The sequence below is a fragment of the Actinokineospora bangkokensis genome (assembly GCF_001940455.1).
GTDB classification, from domain to species: Bacteria; Actinomycetota; Actinomycetes; order Mycobacteriales; family Pseudonocardiaceae; genus Actinokineospora; species Actinokineospora bangkokensis.
In genome coordinates, this window is sequence record NZ_MKQR01000011.1 from 248,715 (window position 1) to 270,039 (window position 21,325).

A 21,325-nucleotide genomic window follows, 5' to 3' on the forward strand; every position below is an offset into this window, starting at 1 on the left:
GCAGGCCCCTCGGACCGGTCACGGCCTACCCGTGCGCGGTGGCGGCGGTCATGAGGCGGTCCGCGGCGATGGCGCAGAGGCCGCGGGTGGTGTCGGCGTCGACGGCGTGGGTGATGGCGCCCTCAAGGGTGAAGGTGGCGGCGGCGACCTCGGCGACGCGGCGGTCGGCGGGGATGGGGTGCGGCAGGTTGGCGGCGAAGACCTGCTCCAGGGTGCGGTGGAAGCCGGTGTGCCACTCGTCGATGACCGGGGAGACGGCGAGGCGGTTGTGCACCGTGGCGACGAGGTGCTTGACCGGGCGCAGGCGGTCGACGAGCCAGTGGAACTGCTCGGCCAGCGGCTCGGCCGTGACCGTCCCCAGCTCCGCCAGCAGGGTGTGCAGGTAGCGGTCGGCCACCGCGACGAGCAGGTCGTCCTTGTCCTGGAAGTACCAGTAGAGGGTGTTCGGGGCCACACCGGCGTGCTGTGCCAGCTTGCTCATCGAGGTCGCCTCGTAGCCGTCGCGCACCAACAACAGTGCGGCTGCCACCAGCAGCTCATCCCGTTTTTGTTCCTTCGGCACAAGCACGCGGTTTCGGGGCACACCCCATCTTGACAGGTGTTCCGGATGCCGCCAACCTCCTCTTGAACAGCAATCAAGAAGGGTCACCGATGAGCGACGCTCCCCCGCGCAGCGACGTGCGCTTCACCTCCGGCGCCGACCGCTGCCACGCCTGGCTCTACCTGCCCACCCCCACCCCCGCCCCCGACGCGGGCGCGCCGCCGGTGGTGGTGATGGCGCACGGGCTCGGGGGCGTCAAGGCGCTGCGGCTCGCGGCGTTCGCCGAGCGGTTCCAGGCCGCGGGCTACGCCTGCCTCGTCTTCGACTACCGGCACTTCGGCGACAGCGAGGGCCAGCCGCGCGAGCTGTTGAGCATCCGCCGCCAGCGCGAGGACTGGCACGCCGCGGTCGCCTTCGCCCGCTCGCTGCCCGAGGTCGACGGCGACCGGGTGGTGGTGTGGGGGACCTCGTTCGCGGGTGGGCACGCGATCACCACCGCCGCCGAGGACGCCGACGTGGTGGCGGCGATCGCCCAGTGCCCGTTCACCGACGGCTTCGCCTCGGCGCGCACCATCTCGCCGCTGGCCACGGTGCGCGTGGGGTTCGCGGCCTTCGCGGACCACCTCGCGCGGCTGCTGCGCCGCCCGCCGGTGCGGGTCAAGGTGGCCGGGCGCCCCGGCGAGGTCGCGCTGATGAACGCGCCCGACGCGCTCGACGGCATCCACGAGCTGCTCAAGGCCTCCGACCTCACCGAGGACGAGTACCCCGACGAGGTGCCCGCCCGGGTCGCCCTGGAGATCCCCCTGCACAGGCCGGGCCGCGCCGCGAGCCGCGTCCGCTGCCCGATCCTGTTCTCGGTGTGCGACGGCGACACCGTCGCCCCGCCCCGCGCCACCCTCCGCCACGCGGCCAAGGCACCGCGGGGTGAGGTGATCCGCTACCCCGCCGGGCACTTCGACATCTACACCGGCGAGCCCTTCGAGGCGGTCGTGGCGGACCAGCTCCGGTTCCTCACCACCCACGTCCCCCCGCGGACAGCGCCGTGAAGCTGCGCAGGCTCCCCACGCCCCAGGGGCCCGCGCTGCACCGGTTCGACGACGGCGAGTGGGTGCCGCACGACGACGCCACACCGCTCGGCGGCGAACCCTTCGCCCCCGGCTGGATGAGCCGCGCGGAGTCGCAGGGCACGGCGCTGCTGCCGTTCCAGCCGCTGTCCTTCCGCGACGCGATGCTCTACGAGCAGCACAACATCGACGCCTCGCGCGGGCTCCTGCGCCGCTTCCACCCCGGCGTGCACCGGCTCACCTCGGTGGTGGAGAAGGTCACGCGCAGGCCCTTCCCCGCCTTCAAGCCGCGCCCGCTGTTCTACCGGCAGCCGGTGTACTACATGGCCAACCACCTGGCGTTCGTGCCTTCCGGGACCCCGGTGGCCACCCCGTCCTACTCGACGGCGCTGGACTTCGAGCTGGAGCTCGGCTTCGTGCTCGCCCGGCCCCTGCACAACGCCACCGCGGCGGAGGCCGAGGCGGCCATCGGCGCGTTCGTCCTGGTCAACGACTTCTCCGCGCGCGACGTCCAGCGGGCGGAGATGACGAGCCTGTTCGGCCCGCAGAAGGCCAAGCACTTCGCCAACTCGATGTCCGAGACCGCCGTCACCGCCGAGGAGGTGCTGCCCCGCGTCGACGGCCTCACCGGCTCGGTCCGGATCAACGGCGAGACCGTCAGCCGGGTGTCGAGCGCGGGCATGCGGTGGTCACCGGGGGAAGTCCTCGCCCACCTGTCCCGCGACGAACACCTCCACCCCGGCGAGCTGATCGCCACCGGCACCCTCCCCGGCGGCAGCGGCATGGAGACCGGCCACTGGCTCTCCCCGGGCGACGACCTCACCCTCACCCTGGACGGCATCGGTGAGGTCCACCACCGGATCCTCTGAGCCTGCTCACGGCCCGGACGCTGCGCAGGGCCGCTGACCGCAGGTCTCGTCAAGGACGGCGCGGATCACGTGGCGGGCGTTGGTCGCCCTCGCCGGCTTGCTGGTTCGGTAGCACGGCTGGGCGATCAACGCCTGCGAAAGCGTCCGGGACCTGCCGCGCAACTACAGGGCGTCGTCGGCACCGAGCGTCCCGGAAGACCACCCGGGCGGGCGGGGGCAGGAGGTTCCACGTCGGGAACGGGTCGCCAGCGGGGTCGCCCATCCCGCCCCACCCGTCGGCGTCCAGGCGGAGCAGGTGTGCCGCTGGTCTGCCAGCGGTGGAAGATCCCCTCGGGGTTGGCGGCGAACACCTCCAGCCGTTGACATGCGCACATCGCGATGCTTTGGTAAGTCATGATCAACTCCGCGGCGCAGGACGTGGCCGAGGCGTTGCGGGCCGCGGGGTCGCCGGTGCGGATCGAGGTGTTGCGGCGTTTGGCCCGGGGGGCTGCCACGGTGTCGGAGTTGGTCGCGGACTTGGGCATCTCCCAGCCGTTGACGTCGCACCACCTCGGAGTGCTGCGCTCTGCGGGGTTGGTGACGGCCAGTCGTTCGGGGCGGGTGGTCACCTATCGGATCGCCGATGGCCCGTTGGCCAGATCGCTTGCCGAGTTGGTGCGCCAGCAGGTCGCGGACTGACCTCAAACGGCCTGCGCGCACCCACCGAGCACCCTTCGCCCACCCATTGCACACCCGCCGTGACCTGCGGTGACATCGCCTCCTCGGTTTGCGATGAATACATCGCCATGTTTTTATGCGTTGACTGATCACAGCGAAGGAGCACGGCGATGACCACCGCCCACACCGAGCACCCGGCCCACGCCCACCACCACGGCGAGGGGTGCGGCCACGTCGCGGTCCCGCACGGCGACCACGTGGACTACTCCCACGACGGGCACCTGCACCGCGGGCACGACGGTCACTGGGACGAGTGCGAGGCGGCCGAGCACACCCCGCACGAGCACGCCGACCACACGCACGGCGAGGGGTGCGGCCACGTCGCGGTCCCGCACGGCGACCACGTGGACTACATCCACGACGGCCACCGCCACGCCACCCACGACGACCACTACGACGACCACTGAACCCGAGCGCGCGTCGTCGACGCGCACCCGGGGGCAGGGCGGTGGGCGTGGGGTTGGTCAGCCTTCCGAGGGGCAGGTGGCGCCTGGGGCGGGGAGGGCTCCTTCGGTGAGGTAGGCGGCGATGGCGGTGCGGGCGCAGGAGGAGTGGAGGACGGTGGTGTGGCCGTCCTGGTCCGCGACGAGCAACCGGCTGCCCTCGATCGCGCGCTGGACCGACTGGGCCCACACCAGGGGCGTGGAGGCGTCGTGGGTGGTGCTCAGCAGGAGGATGGGCGGGGCGCCGGTGACGCGCAGGGGGTGGGGCGGGTTCTGGGGTGGGATGGGCCAGCCCGCGCAGCCGCTGGTCCAGTCCCAGAACTCGGTGTGGCGCCAGGTGTGGGGGGCGGCCAGGCGGACTTCCGCGGCCCGGGCGGCGAGGTCGGTCCAGCCGCGCAGGTCCGGGGGAAAGTCGTGGCAGCCGACGGTGCGGTAGGCGGGGTAGCCCTGGTCGAGGGAGGCGGCGTGGGTGGCCAGGGCTGAGGCGTCGGCGGTGGCCAGCGCGGTGCCCAGGTCGGTCCAGGCGTAGCGGGCGATGAGGTGGCCGAAGACGCCTTCCGCGGCCTCGACGGCGGTGAGGGGCCTGCCGAGTTCGGGGGCGACGAGTTCGCCGCGCTCGGCGGCGGCCAGGACGGCGTCGTAGCGGGCGACGACGTCCTGGCCGTGCAGGGCGCAGCCGGGGTCGGCGGTGCACCAGGACGCGAAGCGGTGCAGGGCGTCCTCGGTGGCGCGGGCCTCGTCGAGGGCGGCCTGGTGGGTGGAGCGGCTGTGGTCGAACAGGCCGTCGAGCACCATCGCCCGCACCCGGTGGGGGTAGGCCTCGGCGTAGCGCTGGCCGATCTCGGTGCCGTAGGACATGCCGACCCAGGAGATGCGCCGCTCCCCGAGCGCGGCCCGGATCCGCTCGACGTCGGCGACGACGGAGGCGGTGTCGACGTGGTCGATGACCGGCCCGGTCGCGGCCCGGCACCGCTCCCCCGCCGCGGTGTTGACCCGCGTCAGCGCGGCGTACTCGGCCGGGGTCGAGGGGAAGGTGCTGACCGCCGGGTCGCGCAGCGGCGAGGGGCAGCGGACGGGCGCGCTGCGCCCGATGCCGCGCGGGTCGAAGCTCACCAGGTCGAACCGCTCGTGCAGCACGCCCAGCTCGGGGCTGTCCGACAGCGAGGGCCCGTAGGCGATCCCGTCGACGCCGGAGGCACCCGGTCCGCCGAAGTTCAGCACCACCGACCCGATGCGCCTGCTCGGATCGGTGGCCGGGATCCGCGCCAGCGCGAGGTCGATCGTGGCCCCGCCGGGGTGGGCGTGGTCCAGTGGCACGGTGAGGGTGGCGCACTGGGCCTCGGGCGCGGCGTCACCCGGGCAGGCCGCCCACGCGAGGACGGGTGGCCCGGTCGTCTGCGCGGCGGACGACCCGGCGACCACCGCGGCCGCGGCGAGGACGAGGCACACGACCGCGGTGGCGCGGCGCAGCATGCTGGTGACCATTCTTCCCACTCCCGCAACGGTTCGCGCCCAGGTGGCGCCTGACGGGACCGAGTAAAGCCGCACGCCCGAATCCCTGCAAACGCCCATCCACAGGGGCATCACCCAGTGGACAACGCCACCGTCGTGTGCCGGGCGCCGCGATCACCGGCAACCGCGTCACGCGACTGTCCACACCCACCACCCCGGGGGGAATCCTTCGAGTCGATCACCACCGGGCAACGACCCCCGCTCGACCAGGTCTCGACCGGGCCAGGAAAAGGCGAGCCGAGCGCGGTCCGAAGTGGTCAGCGCGACACGCGTTACCGTCGTGTTTCCAGCGCGGTCAGGGGGAGTAATGCTGTTGGGGTGATTGGCAATGCTGGTGCTGGGGTCGATGGCGACGTTCGCCGTCTGGATTCCTTCGGCGATCCCGCCTTGGACAGGCAGACCAAGCTCACTGTGGCGGCCGCACGGGAGCCGGTCCACGCGGAACCGGCGGCGCGGTGAGCCCGCCGACGAGCAGCCGCACCAGGGTCTCGGCCACGTCCTCGACCGGTTGCCGGTGGTCGTCCAGGCACCACTCGTGCGCCAGGCCGTTGAGCGCGCCGATGAACGCGACCAGCATCGGCATCGGGTCCTGCGGCGGCAGCGCGCCCGACTCGATGACGGCGGCGACCTCCACCGAGAGCATCCTGGCCCAGCGCAACCGCCGCTCCCGCCGCTCCCGCTCGACCTCGTCGCTGACGCCGACGACCTCCAGGAACGCCACGCGGGCCCGGCGGGTGTCGGCGGCGGTGCTGCGCAGGTAGGCGGTGATGGCGGCCCTGATGCGCTGCGGGGCGGGGTCGGCGGCGGACCCGGCCAGCTCGGCGGCCACCGCGCGGGCGGCCTCGTCGTTGATGCGGTCGTAGAGGGCGAACAGCAGGGCCTCGCGGTTGGCGAACTCCTGGTAGAGCTGCCTGCTGGACAGGCCCGCGTGCTCGCACAGGTCGCTGACGGAGGTCGCGGCGCGGCCGCGGGTGCCGAACAGCTCCAGCGCGGCGGCGAGCAGCCGCTCCCTGCGGTCGGCGCTGCGCTCGGCGGCGGACCGGCTGCGGTAGGTGCGCCCGGTCGCGCCACCGGTCGATCCGCCCACGGCTCCTCCTCGCGCTTGCCCCGACCACAGCCGCCTGATCTGAAAACAGCATTGTCACTTGACCGGGCCGCCGCTACCTTACAAGTGGTCGGCAGCGGTCCCGGGCCCCGCGCTGCCACCGAGACCGAGGTGGTGACGCCGGTGCACTCCCCCCGCGAGCGGCCGGACGGGCGGTTGCAGACCGAGCTGAGCCAGCGGGTCGAGCTGCTGCTCGCCACGGCGGGCGACCGCGCGGCCCGGCAGCGGGCGCTGGCGGCGCTGCGCGAGTCGGGGCGCCGGGCGGCGCTGGAGTCGTGGGACCTGCGCACCCTGCGGTTGACCATGCGCCGCTCCGCGCGGGCGGCGCTGCGCGCGGTGGCCGCGCGCACCGGCGCCGACGGCGACGACCTGGGCCGGTTGGCCGAGGCCCTGCTGATGAGCCACGGCGACATCACCGACGCCCTGGCCGAGGGCTTCCACAGCGCGACGGCGGGCCCGGTGGGCAACCCCGCGCGCGACCGGCTGGTGGACCTGCTGCTGCACCGCGCGCCGACCCCGGTGGAGCTGGCGGAGGCGGCGGCCGAGGCCGGGTGGCGGGTGCCGACCGCCCTCGTCGCGGTGCACCTGACCCCGCGCGGCCCGAGCGCCGGGGACGCCCCGGTGGGGTTGCCCGACGACGTGCTGGTGCGGGCGCTGCGGTCCGAGGCGCTCCTCGTGGTGCCGGACCCGGGCGCCCGCCTGGAGCGGTTGACCCGCCACCTGGTGCCGTCGTGGCGGGTGGCCGTGGGGTCGGCCGTGGCGCCGGAGCGGGCGTCGGCCTCGCTGCGCCAAGCCCGCGACCTGGCGCGGTTGATGCGCGCGGGCGTCGCTGACGCGGACTGCGCGCGGGTGGAGGACAACCTGGCCGCGCTGATGGTGCTGCGCGATCCCGAGCTGTCCGAAGCGATCGAGCGCGTCCGGCTGACCCCGCTGGACGCGGTGGACGACGCGGCGGGCCTGCGCCTGGCCCAGACGCTGCTGGCGTGGTTGCAGTGCGGGGGCAACACCGCGGCCGCTGGGCGGTTGCTCAACGTGCACCCGCAGACGATCCGCTATCGCATGCGCAGGCTGGAGGAGCTGTTCGGCGACGACCTCGACGACCCCGAACTGCGGTGGGAGCTGGAGGCCGCGCTGCGGTCGCGGTTGAGCCGGAGCTGAGGTTTGTCCTCCCGGGACCAAATCCCGGGCCCGCGTGTTGTCCTGGTGCCTAACGCAACCCCGACCGCGGTAGCAGACTGCTCGCACGGGAACACCCCGCGTCCTTTCACAACGAGGTGAACCATGAAACGCAGGCAGTTGCGGGCAGCCCTGGCGGCGGTCCTCTCCCTGGTGCTGCTGGGCGGGGTGGTGGCCCCGGCCGCGCACGCCGCGGATTCCTTCTTCTCCTACTCCGGTCCGCGACCGCTGGGCGACCTGGCCCCGGGCACGGTGCTCAAGTCGCGGACCATCGACTACCACCTGTTCGGGCTCGCGCTGCCGGTCAAGGTCGTGCAGGTGCTCTACCGGACCACCGACGCGCGCGGGCGGGCGATCGCCAACGCCACCTCCATCGTGCTGCCGCCCCAGCGGCCCGCGAAGGCCAAGGCCGTCTCCTACCAGTCGGCCTACGACTCGCTCAGCCCGGCGGACAGCCCGTCGCGGGTGATCGCGGGCGACCAGCGCTTCCCCGGCGGGGTGCTGGTCAACGTCGAGACCGCGCTGCTGGTGCCGCTGCTGGCCCAGGGCTACACCGTCCTGGTGCCCGACACCGAGGGTCCGACGGCGGACTTCGCCACGGGCCCGGTGTACGGCACCACCACGCTGGACTCGATCCGCGCGTCGGCCACCGCCCCCGGCACCGGGCTCGACGCCACCACCCGGGTGGGCCTGCTCGGCTACTCCGGTGGCGCGATCGGCAGCAACTGGGCCGCCGCGCTCGCCCCGTCCTACGCCCCGGAGGTGAACCAGCGCCTCGTCGGTGTCGCCGAGGGCGGTCTGCTGGTGAACCCGGCGCGCAACCTCGACTACGTCAGCGGCTCGACGGTGTGGGCCGGGGTGCTCGCGGCGGCGGTCATCGGGGCGGCGCGCGGGTACGGGGTGGACATCGACCCCTACCTCAACGACCGCGGGCGCGCGGTGTTCGCGAAGATGGCGGACCAGTCGTTGGCGAACATCCTGCTGGCCTACCCGGGTCTGACGTGGCGCGACCTGGTCAAGCCCGAGTACGCCGACCCCACCAGCGTCCCGGTCTACGTGGACCTGGTGAACAAGCTGAACCTCGGCCAGCGCCCCTCCCCCACCGTGCCGCTCTACATCGCGCAGGGCGCGGCGGGCTTCCTGGAGGGCACCTCGGGGCTGAAGCCGGGCATCGGCGCCGGCGACGGCGTGATGGTGACCGGTGACGTGCGCACCCTGGCCCGGCAGTACTGCGCGGCGGGCACGCGGGTGCAGTACAAGCAATTCGACCTGCTGAGCCACGTCGGCGGGGTCGCGCCGTGGGTGCTGGATTCGCTGCCCTGGCTCAACGACCGGTTCGCGGGCAAGCAGGCGCCGTCGACCTGCGGTTCCATCCCGGCGGGCAACCCGCTGACGCCCGTCGGCCCAGCGGTCTGACCGGTGGTGGGGTGGGGGCCTGGCCCCCACCCCACCCGGGTCAGGTCAGGTCGACCTTGTCGTGCTCGCCGAGGTCGGGGCGCTCGCCGGTGAGCTTGGACTTGGCGTAGGCGATCGTGGTGGCGATCTTGCTGCCCGGGGTGTCCCAGTACTCCGCGCTCTCCAGGTCGACGCGCAGCAGCACCGACTCCGGGGAGTCCGGGCCCTCGGGCAGCCACGCCTCCGCCGCGGTGGTCCACAGCTCGCGCAGGCGGTCGGCGTCGGAGACCACCGAGGCGCGCCCGCGCAGCGACAGCCAGGTGCCGGTGGCGGAGTAGGTGAGCAGCACCGACGGCTCGCGCAGCACGTGCTCGACCTTGCGCGAGGCGCGGTGGGCGAAGAACCACACGGTCGCCCCGTCGGACTCCTGGTGGGCCATGGGCCTGCTGACCACGGCCCCGTCCGGCCCGGTGGTGGCGAGCATGCCGATCCGCACGTCGGAGAGCAGGTCGTCGATCTTCTGGGTGTCTGCCTTGCGGGTGTCTGCGCTATGGGCCATGGGGTCGGGGTGCCCCGCCCGCGCGGCGCTCAACCGCGTTCGTCCAGCCTGGACAACCGCGCCAGGCTGACCAGCGCTCGGCTCTGCAACGACTTCACCGCCCCGGTGCCGCGGCACATCGCGGCGGCGGTCTCGTCGACGGACATGCCCAGCAGGAACCGCATCTCCACGCACCGGCGCTGCTCGGCCCCCAGGCCCGCGACCCAGCGCAGCAGGGAGTCCCGGGCATCGCGGCGCAGCAGCTGCTGCTCCGGGCCCGCGGCATCGCCCACCACGTCGTCGAAGGCGGCGGTGGTGACCTCGCGGCGGTGCCTGGCGGACCGGTAGTGGTCGACGACGAGGTTCTTGGCGATGGTGAACAGCCACGGCAGGGCCTCGTCCGCGGGCGGGACCGCGGTCCGGCGGCGCAGGGCGCGCACGAACACCTCGCTGGCCAGGTCGTCGGCCAGGCCGTCGTCGCGGACGCGGGAGCGCAGGTAGCGGTGGACGCTGCGGCGGTGCTCGGCGTAGAGGACGGCGACGGCGGCGGCCCGCTCGACCGCGGCGGGGTCCGGGTCCGCCGCGGGGTCGTCCTGGTTGGTCGTCACGCGGGTCCCTTCGCGTCGGCCTCGTGCGAGCACTGCGGGCATCGGTGCCCGAGGGCGGGCCGTTAACCGTCCACTGTGATCATCGGAGGGTGGTGGTTGCGCCCCAACCGGAACCACCACCAGCACCCACTGCGGACAAGGGAACCACAGGGCGCAGCGGATTCGCCAGATGACTGCTTCGCCGTCATGGGATGTGCCCGAGTGAGGGGCGGGCGCGAACACGACGCCGGGCCGGTCGCGACAGGCCCGGGGCGGTATCGCACGATCCAGTGAATCCCGGCGGGGTCAGCGGCGGACGCGCAGCGTGCCCGCCGCCGGGTCGAAGTCGACGACCCGGCGGGCGGCCAGGTCCTCGAACCAGCCGACCATCGGCCACCGGTGCCAGCGGCTGTGGAAGGTGTGGGCGTTGCGCACCATCTGCTCGACCACGCCGGGTCGGTGCCGCGTGGGCGGGTGGTGCTGGTGGTAGGCGTGGGCGCCGCCCAACCACAGCAGGCGGACGTCCACGGCGTGCGCGGAGAGCGCGAAGTCGGTGTCCTCGGCGCCGTAGCCGGTGTACAGCTCGCTGAACCCGCCCACGCGCCACCAGGTGTCCGCGCTGAGCGCGAAGGACAGCGACCAGAACAACTCCCACCGCTGCTCCGCCACCACCTGCCCGTCCGGGGGCGCGGGGCGGGCGGGGTGCGGGTCGGTCCACCCGGCGAGCCGGGTCACGGGGTAGCCGCCCGGCGGGGGCGGCGGCAGGTAGGTGACGGGTCCGCACACCAGCGCCGGTTCGGCCAGCCCGGCGACGGCGGTGCGGTAGCGGGTGGTGAGGTCGGCGCCCGGGACGCAGTCGACGTCGAGGAAGACGAGCACGTCGGCGCCCGCGTCGAGGGCCGTGCGCGCGCCGAGGTTGCGCGCGGCCGCCAGCGGCAGCCCGGTGTCGGGGACCGCGGGCACCCGCACCAGGGTGCGCGGTCCCGACCGCGGCAGGTCGGGTTCGGGGTCGTCGCCCATCAGCACGACGACGTGCTGGTCGGGCGGGTCGAGCGCCAGGCCGAGGCACTGGTTGCGCAGGTGGTCGTGGCGCCCGTGGGTGATGGTCACGACGGCGGTGCGCGGCGTCACCGGCGGGCCAGGGCGGTGAGCTCGGCGGCGGCGCGCTGGGCGCCCTGCCCGTCCGACCAGGCCGACCAGCCGTCGCCGCCCACGCGCTCGGCCTCGTCGAGCGCGCCCGCCCAGTCCGCGGCGGCGGGCCACGCGGGCGCGACGGCGCACAGGCGGGCGGCGGCCAGCGCGCCCGCGGTGGCGTGCTGCTCGTCGAACGGCCTGCGCTGGGGGATGACGACGGCGGGGCGCCGGGCCGCGGCGACCTCCGCGACCGCGTTCTGACCCGCGTGGGTCACGACCACGGCGGCGTCGACCAGTTCGCGCCACGGGTCGGCCACCCACCCGAGCCACGTCAGGTTCGCCGGGTCGCCCTCGGTGGCGGGCACCCGCGGGCCCGCGACCCGCCACCGCCACCCGGGCGTGGCAGCGGCCGCCGCACGGATGCCGTCCGGGTCGACGTCGATGCCGCCGGACCCCCACAGCAGCAGCACGCTGCGCCCACCCGACGGGGCCGTGCGCGGCCGGCCGTCGAACCGGGAGAACCCGCCGACGTGCAGGGCCTTGTCCTGCCAGTCGCGCGGCCAGCCCGGCGCGGACCTGCGCGGCCAGGGCGCCAGCAGCGCCGAGGCGATCCCGTAGCCGAGCAGGTGCGCCGGGTCGCGGCGGTCGCCCGGCTGCGCCACGGCGACGACCGGGACGCCGTGCAACCGGGCCAGCAGCGACACCTCGACCGAGACGTCGCTGACGAGCAGCGCCACCTCGCCGGAGGCCAGCACGGAGCCGATGGCGTGCATGCGGGCGCGGTGCCCCGGGTTGTCCACCGGTACCCAGTGCAGGTGCCCGCGGGCGGTGACGTCGTCGCGCGCGGGGTCGACGTCCGCCGCGTCGTCGGGCAGCGCGACCCACGCGCCCGGCCAGTCCTGCGGCTCGGGGCCGCTGGAGAGCCCGATGACGGGCACGCCTGCGCAGCGGGCGATGGCGGTCGCGCGGTGCCGGTGCCCGCTGCCGTGGTGGTGGGCGTAGTAGGCGATCACGACACCACCGACCGGTACAGCCCCTCGTAGCCGTCGACCATGCGCTCCACGGCGCAGGTCGTCTCCGCGCGCAGGCGCACGGCGCCGCGGTCGAGGCGGGCGGCGGCGCGGATCGCGTCCGCGAGCCCGCTGACGTCGCCGGGTTCGACGAGCACGCCGCAGGTGTCGTCGACGATCTCGGGCAGCGCGCCGCGGGCGAACCCGGCGACGGGGGTGCCGCAGGCCAGCGCCTCGGCCACGACCAGCCCGTAGGGCTCGTCCCAGCACGGGGTCACCACGGCCACCGACGCCGAGCCGACGAGGGCGGCGAGCGCGGTGTGGTCGAGGTGGCCGACGTACTCGACGGCGCCGCCGAGCAGCGGTTCGACCTCGGTGCGGAAGTAGTCGCGGTCGGGGCAGGGGCCCACCAGCCGCAGGCCGGTGCCCGCCGCCCGCGCCGCCAGGATCGCGGGCACCGGGCCCTTCTCCGGAACGACCCGGCCCGACCACACCGGTGGCCCGCCGCCGGGTCCCGGGCGCCACAGCGAGAGGTCGACGCCGTTGCGGATGACGTGCGGGGCGGGCACGCAGTGCTCCCACATGCGCGCGGTGTGGTCGCTGACGGCGGCGAAGTGCTGCCCACTGGTGCGGTTGATGTCCAGAGCGGACTCCAGCCAGGGCGTCGGCGGGGTGTGCAGGGTCGTGAGCACGGGGGCGGGCAACGCGTCCGCCATCGCGACGGGCAAGTAGTGCAAGGAGTTGTTGTGCACCAGGTCGTAGGTGGTGTCAGCGGCCAGGCCGAGCATGAGCTGGAGGTAGGAGTGGTGCTCGGCGAGGAAGTGGTCGGCGGGCATGCTGACGTCCTGGCGGGCCGACTCCGACAGCGGTGGGAGCGGGCGCACCCCGCGCACGTCCAGCCGGGGGTCGGACCCCGCGCCCGCGTACACGTGCACCTCGTGCCCCCGCGCGGCCAATCCCGTTGCCAGTTGCCAGGTGTGCGCCTCCAACCCGCCCGCGAAGGGTTGGCGGATGGCGTAGCGCAGTGAGGCGATCAGCGCCAACCGCAGCGGTCTGCGGGCGCGCTCGCCGGTGCGGTGGCGCTGGTCGTCGCGGTCCTGGTTCGGCGCAGGGGCAAGGGGGATCATCGCTCTCCGGTGAGGGGAAGGTGATGGCCCTGTGCCGACTGCCTGCGCTCCCCTCCGCGCTGGAGCTGCGGGACCCGGGGCGCGCGGCGGCGACAGGGTGGTACCGCCGCTTCTTGACGATCCCGGCCCATCTTCTGCCCGCGGGGGCGCCCCCACAAATTGATCTTCAGCGCACCGCGGCGAGCAGGCGCAACCGCTGCGCCAGCCGGGCCGTGCCCGCCTCGACCCACAGCGGGTGCTCGCGGTACCAGTCGAGCTGGGCGCGCCGGACCACCTCGTCGTCGAGTTCCCGGCCCCCGACAAGCCAGTGCGCGCGCGGCGGCGCGTCGAGGTCGAGCGCGTCGACCACCTCGGGCAGCAGCGGTGCGTGCACGCTGTCGAGCAGCGTGCGACCGGGATCGCGCGCATCCGTTGGCACGCCGAGGGCTTCCTGCAGGCGCAGCGCGAGTGCGACGAGGATCTCGTTTCCCGGGTGGTTGATCGTGTGCGCGGCCGCCGCACCGGCGGGCAGCAGCAGGTCGGACACGCGCACGTCCACCCCGGCGGCGGTTTCCCGCGCGGCCAGGTCGTCCACCGACTGCCGGGCGACCCGCCGCAGGTTGCGGGGGCTCAGGTCCGGTTTCCAGTCCAGCCCCGCGGCCTCGGCGAGGGTGCGCACGTCGTGGTATGGCACCAAGGGCGGGTCCAGCGAGCGGTCGGAGGGGTGGCGGACGATGGCGTTGAACGGGTGCAGGCCGTGGTGGCGGACGACCGGCCAGCGCACGACCCGTGCTCCCGGCGGCAGCAGGGCGCTGACCTGGGCGGTGCCCAGCGGCAGGTCGCGGTAGTCGTCGCGCACCGGTTGGGCCGCGAGCACCACCGCGTCGCGCAGCAGGGAGGTCAGGTGCGGCAGGTCGTCCGCGGTCAGCTCGTGCACCGGGGGGATCCGCACCAGCCGCACCGGGAACGTCGGTGAGGTCGACAGCGCGACGCGCACCGACTCCGCCTGGCAGTTGCCGTAGACGACGCCGACCGGTTCGCCGGTGCGCTCGTGCTGGTAGAAGTCGCCATACTGGTAGAAGTCGCCGTAGTGCGCTCGTCGTCCCGGGTCCACGGGGCCATCGTCCACCCTGTCCGGTCACTTCGCCGGGTTCGGGTTTGCCGGGGGCGCGCTCGGGGGACTCGCGGCTCGTGCCCACCAGTGCCCGACCGCTGCGCGTCGCCTCCGTGCCCGGCGACCACCCGTACGTGCACCACCTGTCGCCCGCCACAGGGGGCGGTTCGGTGCGCAGGCTGGCCGACGTGCCGGTGCCGGGCGCCGCGCCGGGGCAGTGGTGGCCGCCGGGGATGCTGCGCCCGGAGTGGGTGCTGGCCCACGCGGACGACTTCGACGTGCTGCACGTCCACTTCGGCTTCGACGACAGCTCGCCGGAGGGGTTGGCGGCGCTGGTGGCCGCGCTGCGCTCGGTGCGCCGTCCGCTGGTGATGACCGTGCACGACCTGCACAACCCGCACTTCACCGACCAGCGCGCCCACTCGGCGGCGCTGGACGTGCTCGTCCCGGCCGCGGCCGCGGTGATGACCCTGACCCCCGGGGCGGCGGCGGAGATCGCGTCGCGTTGGGGGCGCGCGGCGGTCGTCGTCCCGCACCCGCACGTGGTGCCGGTGCCGTGGCTGGACAAGCCCAGGCGCGCGCACTCGGGCTTCGTCGTCGGCGTGCACGCCAAGAGCTTGCGCGCCAACTCCGATCCGCTGGGCGTGGTCGAGCAGCTGCGGGGCGCGGCCCGCGACCTGCCCGGCGTGACGATCCGCGTCGACGCGCACGACGACCCGCAAGGTCGTGCCGTGGCCCGCGCGCTGGCGGGCCAGGACGTCGACCTGCGCGTGCACCCGAGGTTCAGCGACGACGAGCTGTGGGAGTACCTGTCGGCGCTGGACGTGTCGGTGCTGCCGTACCGGTTCGGCACGCACTCGGGCTGGTTGGAGGCGTGCTACGACCTGGGGACGACAGCGCTCGTGCCTTCGTGCGGCCACTACGCGCAGCAGGCGCCCTGCCTCGTCTACCGGTGGGACGCGGCACCCGGTGACGCGGACTCGGTCCGCTCGGCGCTGCGCTCGGCGTGGGAGAGCCCACCCCGCTGGCGGGCGACGGCGGCGGATCGACTGCGGCAGCGCGACATCGTCGCCGCGACGCACGAGCGGGTGTACCGGGACGTGATCGCCTCGACGGGCGCGGTGCTCGGACTGGCGGGCCGTGCCGGATGAGGGTCCGCATGCACTGCCCCGGGCCTGCCCACCACGGGGTCGCCCGGCACGCGCGGCACCTGGCCCGGCTGCTGGCCGACGAGGGCGTGCGCATCGCGGCCTCGGACCCGGACGTGGTGCACGTCCAGTTCTCCGACAGCCTCTACCCGGGGGATGCCTCCGCCGCGGCGGACGCGTTCACGCAGTGGTTGGCCGACGTGCCCGAGCCCGTCGTGCTCACCGTGCACGACCTCCCCGGCAACGATCCCGACCCGGCCAGGGACTCGCGTCGCTCCGCGGCGTACCGCCGGGTGCTGACCAGCGGTGTCACCGTGGTGGTGTCGGCGCGGCACGAGGCGGACAAGGTCGAGGCGCTGACGGGTGAGCGCCCGCACGTGATCCCGTTGCCGCTGCCCAGGTCCGCTCCGCCGAGCCCGCCGCCCGCGCTGTTCGCGGAGCCGTCGGTGGGTGTCGCCGGGTTCATCTACCCGGGCAAGGGGCACGAGGAGGCGATCAGGGCCGCGGCGCGGCAACCGACGCGGCCGCGGGTGGTCGCGCTGGGCTCGGCCACGCGCGACCACCGCGACCTGGTGGTCAAGCTGCACGGGCTGGCGGGCAGCCTGGGTGTCCGGTTCACCGTGACGGGTCCGCTGGGCGAGGCGGAGATGTCCACGGCGCTGGCCGCGGTGACGGCCCCGCTCGTCCCCGCCCGGCAGGTGAGCGCGAGCGGGTCGCTGATGAGCTGGTTGGCGGGCAGCCGCAGGCCCTTGGTGGCGGCCAACGAGTTCTCCCGCGAGGTCGTCGAGCGCAACCCCCGGGCGGTGCACCTCTACGAGGCCGACGACCGGGACGCGCTGGACCACCTGCTCTCGCGGGCGCTGCGGGACGGCGCGCACACTCGGACGGCGTCTCCGCCCCGCTGGGAGGACGTGGGCAAGCGGCACGTGGAGCTGTACCAGTCGGTGGTCGACGGGTGCTGACCGACGTCTTCGTCCCGCACAACCGCTGGGACCTGCTGGAGCCCTACCCCGAACCGGTGCCGACGGTCAGCGTGGTGATCGTCCACTACGAACAGCAAGCCGAACTGGAGCGGACGTGTTCCGCCTTGGCCCGGCAGACGCTGGCACCGCTGGAGGTGGTGATCGCCGACGACGGCTCGGCCACTCCCCCGCGGCCCCCGCGCTGCGGGCTCGACATCCGCGTCGTGCGCCAGGAGGACCTGGGCTTCCGCGCGGCGGCGGCGCGCAACCTCGGGGCCCGGCACACCACCGGCGAGGTGCTGGTGTTCCTGGACGCGGACACCGTGCCGGAACCGGGTTTCCTCGCCGCGCTGGTGCGCACGGTCGCCCGCTGCCCGGACGCGCTGGCGGTCGGCAGGCGCGAGCACGCCGACTTCTCCGGTGTCGCCGTGGACGCCGACCCGCGCACGGCCCGCCGCCTGCCGCCGCCGCGGTGGTTGGCCGAGGCGTACGCGGGCTCGCGCGACCTGCTCGACGCCGACGGGCGCAGCTTCCGGTTCGTGATCAGCGCCGTGCTGGCCTGCCGGGCCGCGCTGTTCACCGAGCTGGGCGGGTTCGACGAGCGGTTCGTCGGCTACGGCGGCGAGGACTGGGACCTGGCCTACCGCGCGTGGAACCGCGGGGCCGTGCTGGTGCGGGAGAGCGCGGCGGTGGCCTGGCACGACGGCCCGGACTGGGCCGGGCGCAGCGCGGCGGGCGACTCGCTCGACGCGCAGACCCTGCGGTTGGCCGCGCTGATCCCCGAGCCGCTGACCAGGGGCGCCCCGTTGCCCGCCGACCTGCCCGACGTGCTGGTCGACCTGGCCCCCGGCGCCGACGTCGTCCGCACCACCCACTCCCTGCTCGCCCAGACCTCCGGCGACCTGCGGGTGCGCCTGCCCGCGGACGTCGACCCCGCGGTCCGGGAGCTGTACGGGGCGGCGGTGTGGACGCGGGGGTGGAGCGACGACCAGCGGCGGCGCTGCCGGGCCCGGCTCGTCGTGTCCGCACCGCTGGCGCGCGGCGCGGTGGAGGCCGCGATGGCGGTCCTGGTCCGCGACGACCTGGGCGCGGTCGACCTGGTGGCGGACGGGGACGTGGTGGCGACCCTGACGAGCAGCCGGTGCCTGGGGCGAGTCGAGCGGTGGCGGCACCGGTTCACCCCGGACGACGTCATCTCCGCATTCGGCCGGGCACGCGTCACCGTCGACGCCGTGCCGTCGGACGGGCATTCCCTGGAGCACTTCTTCTCGACCCTCGGGCGCTGATGCGCGGACTACACGGACTACACGGACTACGTAGGTACCCGTTCCCGCGGCGATATCCGTAATTCCCCGGATGGGCATTCCGGCATTCGTGCAGCACCGTTGCGGAAAACACCCCGCGACGGACGGAGCCGCCGATGACCGCCATCCTCGACCGGCAGGCGGCGCTGCGGGCGGAGGTGGTCGAGGCGCTGCGGCCGGGGACCCCCGCCCCGGCGCTGCTCGACCCGCTCGTGGAGGTCGTGCGCACGGCCGTCGCCGGGTGCGTGCAGGCCATCGCGCACCCCGACGAGTGGGACGCCGAGGAGTGGTCCGCCCTGTTCCGGGCCCGCTGGGCCACGCTGCCGGACGGCGACGACACCGCCCGCGCCTACCGGGTGGGGGCCCGGGTGGCGTGGCGGGTGGCGACCGAGGTCGCCCAGCGCGGGGGCGCCCCGGCCGAGGACGTCCTGCGCGCCACCGAGGTGCTGTTCACCTACCTGGCCGCGGCGGGTGAGTGCGGGTCGCCCGCGGTGTCGCGGGCCGTGGCCAGGCAGCGGCTGATGGGCCTGCTGCTCGCCGACCCACCCGCGGGCCGGGCCCAGGTGGCCGAGGTCGCGGCGGAGGCGGGGTGGGAGGTGCCCGAGCAGGTCCGGGTGGTGGCGCTGCGCCGGGTCCCGGACGAGGACCGGCGCGGGCACGCCGACCTCGGGCCCGAGGCGCTGCTCGACCTCGACGGCCCGCACCCGTGCGCGGTCGTGCCCGCGACCCGCTGCCACCGGGCCGCGCTCGCCGCGGCGCTGCCGGGCTGGCGGGCGGCCATCAGCCCCGCGGTGGCGACCGGGCACGCCGCCCGGGGCCTGCGGACCGCGGTGCGGGCCCTGGACCTGGTCGCGCGGGGCAGGTTGCCGCAGGACCCGGTGCTCGACTGCGAGGACCACCTGCTGCCGCTGGCGCTGTTCACCGACGAGTTCCTGATCGAGGCGCTGGCCGAGGACCTGCTGGCCCCGCTCGCACCGCTGCGCGCCTACCAGCGCAACCGGTACCTGGCCACGCTCGACCAGTGGTTCGCCACCCGGGGGCGGGTCGCGGAGATGGCCGACCGGTTGGGGGTGCACCAGCAGACCGTGCGCTACCGGCTCACCCGGCTCACCGAGCTGTTCGGCGACCGGCTGGAGGATCCCCGTCGCCGGTTCGAGCTGGAGCTGGCCGTGCGCGCGCGGCTTCGGCACCGCCGCTGACCGGCCGCACCCGCGCTCGGCGGCCCGGGGGACCATAATCCCCCGTGTGGGTGCGTCGATCCCGGTCAGCGTGACCAGCTTCGTCGGCCGCTCCGCGCAGGCGGCGGAGGTGGTCGCGCTGCTGGGCGCGCACCCGCTGGTCACGATCACCGGCCCCGGCGGGGTCGGCAAGACCCGGTTGGCGGCCGCGGTGGCCCCGGACGCGGTGGCCGTGGCGCTGGCCGAGCTGCGCGAGCCGGAGCTGGTCGCCGCCGCGCTGGCGGAGCGGCTGGGGCTGGGCGACCAGACCACGCGCACCCCGGTGGACATGCTGGTCGACCACCTCGGGCAGCGGACCGCGCTGATCGTCCTGGACAACTGCGAGCACCTCGTCGACGCGTGCGCCGAGCTGGTCTCGGCGCTCATCGCGGGCTGCCCCGGCGTGCGGGTGCTGGCCACGAGCAGGCAGTCGCTGGGTGTCCCCGGTGAGTGGCTGGTGCCGCTGGCCCCACTGCCGGTTCCCGCCCCGGGCACCCCGCTCGCGGAGCTGGCGGCGGCCCCGGTGGTGCGGCTGCTGGTGGACCGGGCCACCGCGGTGGTGCCCGGTTTCGCCGTCACCGAGCGCAACGCCGAGGACGTGGTGCGGCTGTGCGCGGCGCTCGACGGGCTGCCGCTGGCGGTGGAGCTGGCGGCGGTGCGGTTGCGGTCGCTGTCGGTGGGGCAGCTGGCCGACCGGCTCGCGGACCGGTTCAGCCTGCTCGACCGGGGTCGGGCGGTGGGGCCCGCGCGGCACTCGACCATCCACGCGCTCATCGAGTGGAGCCACGACCTGTGCACCCCCGGCGAGCGGCTGCTGTGGGCGCGCGCGTCGGTGTTCCCCGGCGCGTTCGACCTCGACGCCGCCGAGCAGGTGTGCGCGGGCGGCGGGCTGGCCGCGGCCGACGTGCTCGACGCGGTCACCGGGCTGATCGACAAGTCGGTGCTCCAGCGCGAGGAGCACCGCGGCCTGGTGCGCTACCGGATGCTGGAGATGGTGCGCCAGCACGGCGAGCAGCGGCTGCGCGGCTCCGGCGGCGAGGCCGCGGTGCGCGCCCGCCACCGCGACCGGGTGGCGGCGCTGGTGGACGGCTTCGCCGCCGGGTGGTTCGGCCCCGGGCAGGTCGACTGGATCCGCCGGGTGCGCCGCGCGCACGCCGACCTGCGGCGGGCGCTGGACTTCTGCGCGGGCGACCCGGCCGAGGCCGCCGAGGGGCTGCGGGTGGCGGCGGCGGCCAAGGAGTTCTGGATGGCCCACGGCCTCACCGCCGAGGGCAGGCTGTGGCTGGGCAGGCTGCTCGCGGCCGCCCCGCCGGACGCCCCGGCCCGGGGCCGGGCGCTGTGGCTGCTGGGGTTCCTGGCGTTCATGCAGGGCGACCGGGACGCCTGCCGCGCGGCCCTCGACGCCGTCCCCGACACCGACCCGCTGGCCTCGGCGTACCGCACGCTGACCCGCGGCTACCTGGCGCTGGTCGACGCCGACGACGAGCGCGCCGCCCTGCTGTTCCAGGAGGCGGTGGACGCGCTGGGAGCGGCGGGCGACCGCGGCGGGCAGGTCTGGGCGACCTGCACCCTCGGGCTCGCCCTGGCGCGCGCGGGCGACCCGGCGGCGGGCAGACAGGTGCTGGTGGGGGCGATCGCCCAGTGCCAGGCCATCGGCGAGGTGTGCTGGCGGGCGTGGGCGCTGTGGGCGCTCAGCGCGCTGGAGTACCTGGCGGGCGAGCCCGCGGCGGCGCGGGAGGCCGGGCTTGAGGTCATGCGCCTGCAACGCCGGGTCGACGGGCGCACCGTGGTCACCCTGACGCTGACCACGCTCGCGGGCGCCGCGACCCACCTGGGCGAGCACCGGCGGGCCGCGCGCCTGCTCGGCGCCGCCACCGCGGCGGCCCGCGCGCTGGGCACGGCGCTCACCGACAACACCGCCTTCGCCGGGCACAAGCAGCGCGACACCGCCGCGGTGATCGAGGCCATCGGCGCGCAGGCCGCGGGTGAGGAGTTCGCCGCGGGGCTGGCCACGGGCATCGACGCCGCGGTGGCGTTCGCGCTGGGCGAGTCCGCCCAGGCCCCGGCGCGCGGTCCGGCGGTGGGGCTCACCGCGCGCGAGGCGGAGGTCGCGGGGCTGGTCGCGCAGGGGCTGACCGACCGGGAGATCGCCGCGCGGCTGGTCATCGCGCCGCGCACGGCCGAGGCGCACGTGGCGAACGTGCGCGCGAAGCTCGGCGTGCGCACCCGCGCCCAGGTGGCCGCGTGGGTCGCCGCGGGCGGGTGAGCGCGGCCGCGCTCGTTGACCCGTGAGGAACGCCGGAAAATCCCGGTATCGGATGCTGACAAATTCAGGAAACCGCAGGTAGTGCTGTTGTGCGGGGTGCCGGAAAAGTGTTGACTG

The 21,325-nt window shown here is 75.0% G+C and carries 20 protein-coding genes; 11 read left to right on the forward strand and 9 right to left on the reverse strand.

Annotated elements, in window-relative coordinates:
* Positions 1-25: 25 nt before the first annotated feature.
* Positions 26-529: a TetR/AcrR family transcriptional regulator gene (locus BJP25_RS12055; protein WP_158075642.1), complete on the reverse strand. Its 504-nt coding sequence runs from the start codon at positions 527-529 to the stop codon at positions 26-28.
* A 122-nt stretch (positions 530-651) separates the two neighbouring features.
* Between BJP25_RS12055 and BJP25_RS12060 the strand changes: the two genes are divergently transcribed.
* The 4 genes from BJP25_RS12060 (at position 652) to BJP25_RS12080 (ending at position 3,598) form a co-directional block, all read left to right on the forward strand.
* Complete coding sequence (locus BJP25_RS12060) at positions 652-1,587, forward strand: alpha/beta hydrolase (RefSeq protein ID WP_075974958.1); 936 nt, start codon at positions 652-654, stop codon at positions 1,585-1,587.
* Complete coding sequence (locus BJP25_RS12065) at positions 1,584-2,474, forward strand: fumarylacetoacetate hydrolase family protein (protein ID WP_075974959.1); 891 nt, start codon at positions 1,584-1,586, stop codon at positions 2,472-2,474. Before BJP25_RS12060 ends, BJP25_RS12065 begins: the two co-directional genes overlap by 4 nt.
* 393 nt (positions 2,475-2,867) lie before the next feature.
* A complete protein-coding gene (locus tag BJP25_RS12075; protein WP_075974960.1) occupies positions 2,868-3,152 on the forward strand; it encodes an ArsR/SmtB family transcription factor in 285 nt (94 codons plus the stop codon).
* A gap of 149 nt (positions 3,153-3,301) precedes the next feature.
* The gene (locus BJP25_RS12080; RefSeq protein WP_075974961.1) at positions 3,302-3,598 is read left to right on the forward strand and encodes a hypothetical protein; all 297 of its coding nucleotides are present in this window, start codon (positions 3,302-3,304) and stop codon (positions 3,596-3,598) included.
* A 57-nt stretch (positions 3,599-3,655) separates the two neighbouring features.
* Here BJP25_RS12080 and BJP25_RS12085 read toward each other — a convergent pair whose 3' ends face one another.
* Positions 3,656-5,119, reverse strand: coding sequence for an alpha/beta hydrolase (locus BJP25_RS12085; protein ID WP_233158034.1), 1,464 nt, complete (start codon positions 5,117-5,119; stop codon positions 3,656-3,658).
* Positions 5,120-5,552: 433 nt separating this feature from the next.
* Positions 5,553-6,233 carry a TetR/AcrR family transcriptional regulator gene (locus BJP25_RS12090; RefSeq protein WP_075974962.1) on the reverse strand — a complete coding sequence of 227 codons (681 nt, stop codon included), beginning with the start codon at positions 6,231-6,233 and terminating at the stop codon, positions 5,553-5,555.
* Positions 6,234-6,374: 141 nt separating this feature from the next.
* Here BJP25_RS12090 and BJP25_RS12095 point away from each other — a divergent pair, with 141 nt between their 5' ends.
* Both BJP25_RS12095 and BJP25_RS12100 read left to right on the forward strand, forming a co-directional pair.
* Entirely contained in the window at positions 6,375-7,409 is a 1,035-nt protein-coding gene (locus BJP25_RS12095) for a PucR family transcriptional regulator (protein ID WP_143219026.1), read from the forward strand.
* Positions 7,410-7,532: 123 nt separating this feature from the next.
* A complete protein-coding gene (locus tag BJP25_RS12100; protein WP_075974964.1) occupies positions 7,533-8,843 on the forward strand; it encodes a lipase family protein in 1,311 nt (436 codons plus the stop codon).
* Between the two features lie 40 nt (positions 8,844-8,883).
* Here BJP25_RS12100 and BJP25_RS12105 read toward each other — a convergent pair whose 3' ends face one another.
* The 6 genes from BJP25_RS12105 to BJP25_RS12130 all read right to left on the reverse strand — a co-directional run bounded on the left by BJP25_RS12105 (position 8,884) and on the right by BJP25_RS12130 (position 14,311).
* Positions 8,884-9,381, reverse strand: a complete 498-nt coding sequence (locus tag BJP25_RS12105) for a pyridoxamine 5'-phosphate oxidase family protein (RefSeq protein WP_075974965.1) — start codon at positions 9,379-9,381, stop codon at positions 8,884-8,886.
* Between the two features lie 29 nt (positions 9,382-9,410).
* A complete protein-coding gene (locus BJP25_RS12110; RefSeq protein WP_075974966.1) occupies positions 9,411-9,968 on the reverse strand; it encodes an RNA polymerase sigma factor in 558 nt (185 codons plus the stop codon).
* Between the two features lie 285 nt (positions 9,969-10,253).
* Positions 10,254-11,078: a glycosyltransferase family 2 protein gene (locus tag BJP25_RS12115; RefSeq protein WP_075974967.1), complete on the reverse strand. Its 825-nt coding sequence runs from the start codon at positions 11,076-11,078 to the stop codon at positions 10,254-10,256.
* Positions 11,075-12,094 (reverse strand): glycosyltransferase, encoded by a 1,020-nt coding sequence (locus BJP25_RS12120; RefSeq protein WP_075974968.1) that lies wholly within the window; start codon positions 12,092-12,094, stop codon positions 11,075-11,077. Before BJP25_RS12120 ends, BJP25_RS12115 begins: the two co-directional genes overlap by 4 nt.
* Positions 12,091-13,218, reverse strand: coding sequence for a glycosyltransferase (locus BJP25_RS12125; RefSeq protein WP_084793931.1), 1,128 nt, complete (start codon positions 13,216-13,218; stop codon positions 12,091-12,093). Before BJP25_RS12125 ends, BJP25_RS12120 begins: the two co-directional genes overlap by 4 nt.
* Before the next feature lie 166 nt (positions 13,219-13,384).
* Positions 13,385-14,311 carry a WcbI family polysaccharide biosynthesis putative acetyltransferase gene (locus BJP25_RS12130; protein WP_198943449.1) on the reverse strand — a complete coding sequence of 309 codons (927 nt, stop codon included), beginning with the start codon at positions 14,309-14,311 and terminating at the stop codon, positions 13,385-13,387.
* Between the two features lie 77 nt (positions 14,312-14,388).
* Between BJP25_RS12130 and BJP25_RS12135 the strand changes: the two genes are divergently transcribed.
* The 5 genes from BJP25_RS12135 to BJP25_RS12155 all read left to right on the forward strand — a co-directional run bounded on the left by BJP25_RS12135 (position 14,389) and on the right by BJP25_RS12155 (position 21,208).
* Entirely contained in the window at positions 14,389-15,462 is a 1,074-nt protein-coding gene (locus BJP25_RS12135; protein ID WP_143219027.1) for a glycosyltransferase family protein, read from the forward strand.
* Complete coding sequence (locus BJP25_RS12140) at positions 15,459-16,421, forward strand: glycosyltransferase (RefSeq protein ID WP_075974971.1); 963 nt, start codon at positions 15,459-15,461, stop codon at positions 16,419-16,421. The genes BJP25_RS12135 and BJP25_RS12140 overlap by 4 nt, the downstream gene beginning before the upstream one ends.
* Positions 16,415-17,707: a glycosyltransferase family 2 protein gene (locus BJP25_RS12145; protein ID WP_075974972.1), complete on the forward strand. Its 1,293-nt coding sequence runs from the start codon at positions 16,415-16,417 to the stop codon at positions 17,705-17,707. Before BJP25_RS12140 ends, BJP25_RS12145 begins: the two co-directional genes overlap by 7 nt.
* A gap of 134 nt (positions 17,708-17,841) precedes the next feature.
* Positions 17,842-18,924 (forward strand): helix-turn-helix domain-containing protein, encoded by a 1,083-nt coding sequence (locus BJP25_RS12150; RefSeq protein WP_075974973.1) that lies wholly within the window; start codon positions 17,842-17,844, stop codon positions 18,922-18,924.
* Between the two features lie 46 nt (positions 18,925-18,970).
* Positions 18,971-21,208: an ATP-binding protein gene (locus tag BJP25_RS12155; protein ID WP_233158036.1), complete on the forward strand. Its 2,238-nt coding sequence runs from the start codon at positions 18,971-18,973 to the stop codon at positions 21,206-21,208.
* Positions 21,209-21,325 lie beyond the last annotated feature (117 nt).

Coding starts and splice junctions, on each gene's coding strand:
- BJP25_RS12125 (WP_084793931.1), bottom strand. CDS start 13,218: ATGATCCCCCTTGCCCCTGCGCCGAACCAGGACCGCGACGACCAGCGC.
- BJP25_RS12060 (WP_075974958.1), top strand. CDS start 652: ATGAGCGACGCTCCCCCGCGCAGCGACGTGCGCTTCACCTCCGGCGCC.
- BJP25_RS12085 (WP_233158034.1), bottom strand. CDS start 5,119: ATGGTCACCAGCATGCTGCGCCGCGCCACCGCGGTCGTGTGCCTCGTC.
- BJP25_RS12100 (WP_075974964.1), top strand. CDS start 7,533: ATGAAACGCAGGCAGTTGCGGGCAGCCCTGGCGGCGGTCCTCTCCCTG.
- BJP25_RS12105 (WP_075974965.1), bottom strand. CDS start 9,381: ATGGCCCATAGCGCAGACACCCGCAAGGCAGACACCCAGAAGATCGAC.
- BJP25_RS12080 (WP_075974961.1), top strand. CDS start 3,302: ATGACCACCGCCCACACCGAGCACCCGGCCCACGCCCACCACCACGGC.
- BJP25_RS12140 (WP_075974971.1), top strand. CDS start 15,459: ATGAGGGTCCGCATGCACTGCCCCGGGCCTGCCCACCACGGGGTCGCC.
- BJP25_RS12075 (WP_075974960.1), top strand. CDS start 2,868: ATGATCAACTCCGCGGCGCAGGACGTGGCCGAGGCGTTGCGGGCCGCG.
- BJP25_RS12150 (WP_075974973.1), top strand. CDS start 17,842: ATGACCGCCATCCTCGACCGGCAGGCGGCGCTGCGGGCGGAGGTGGTC.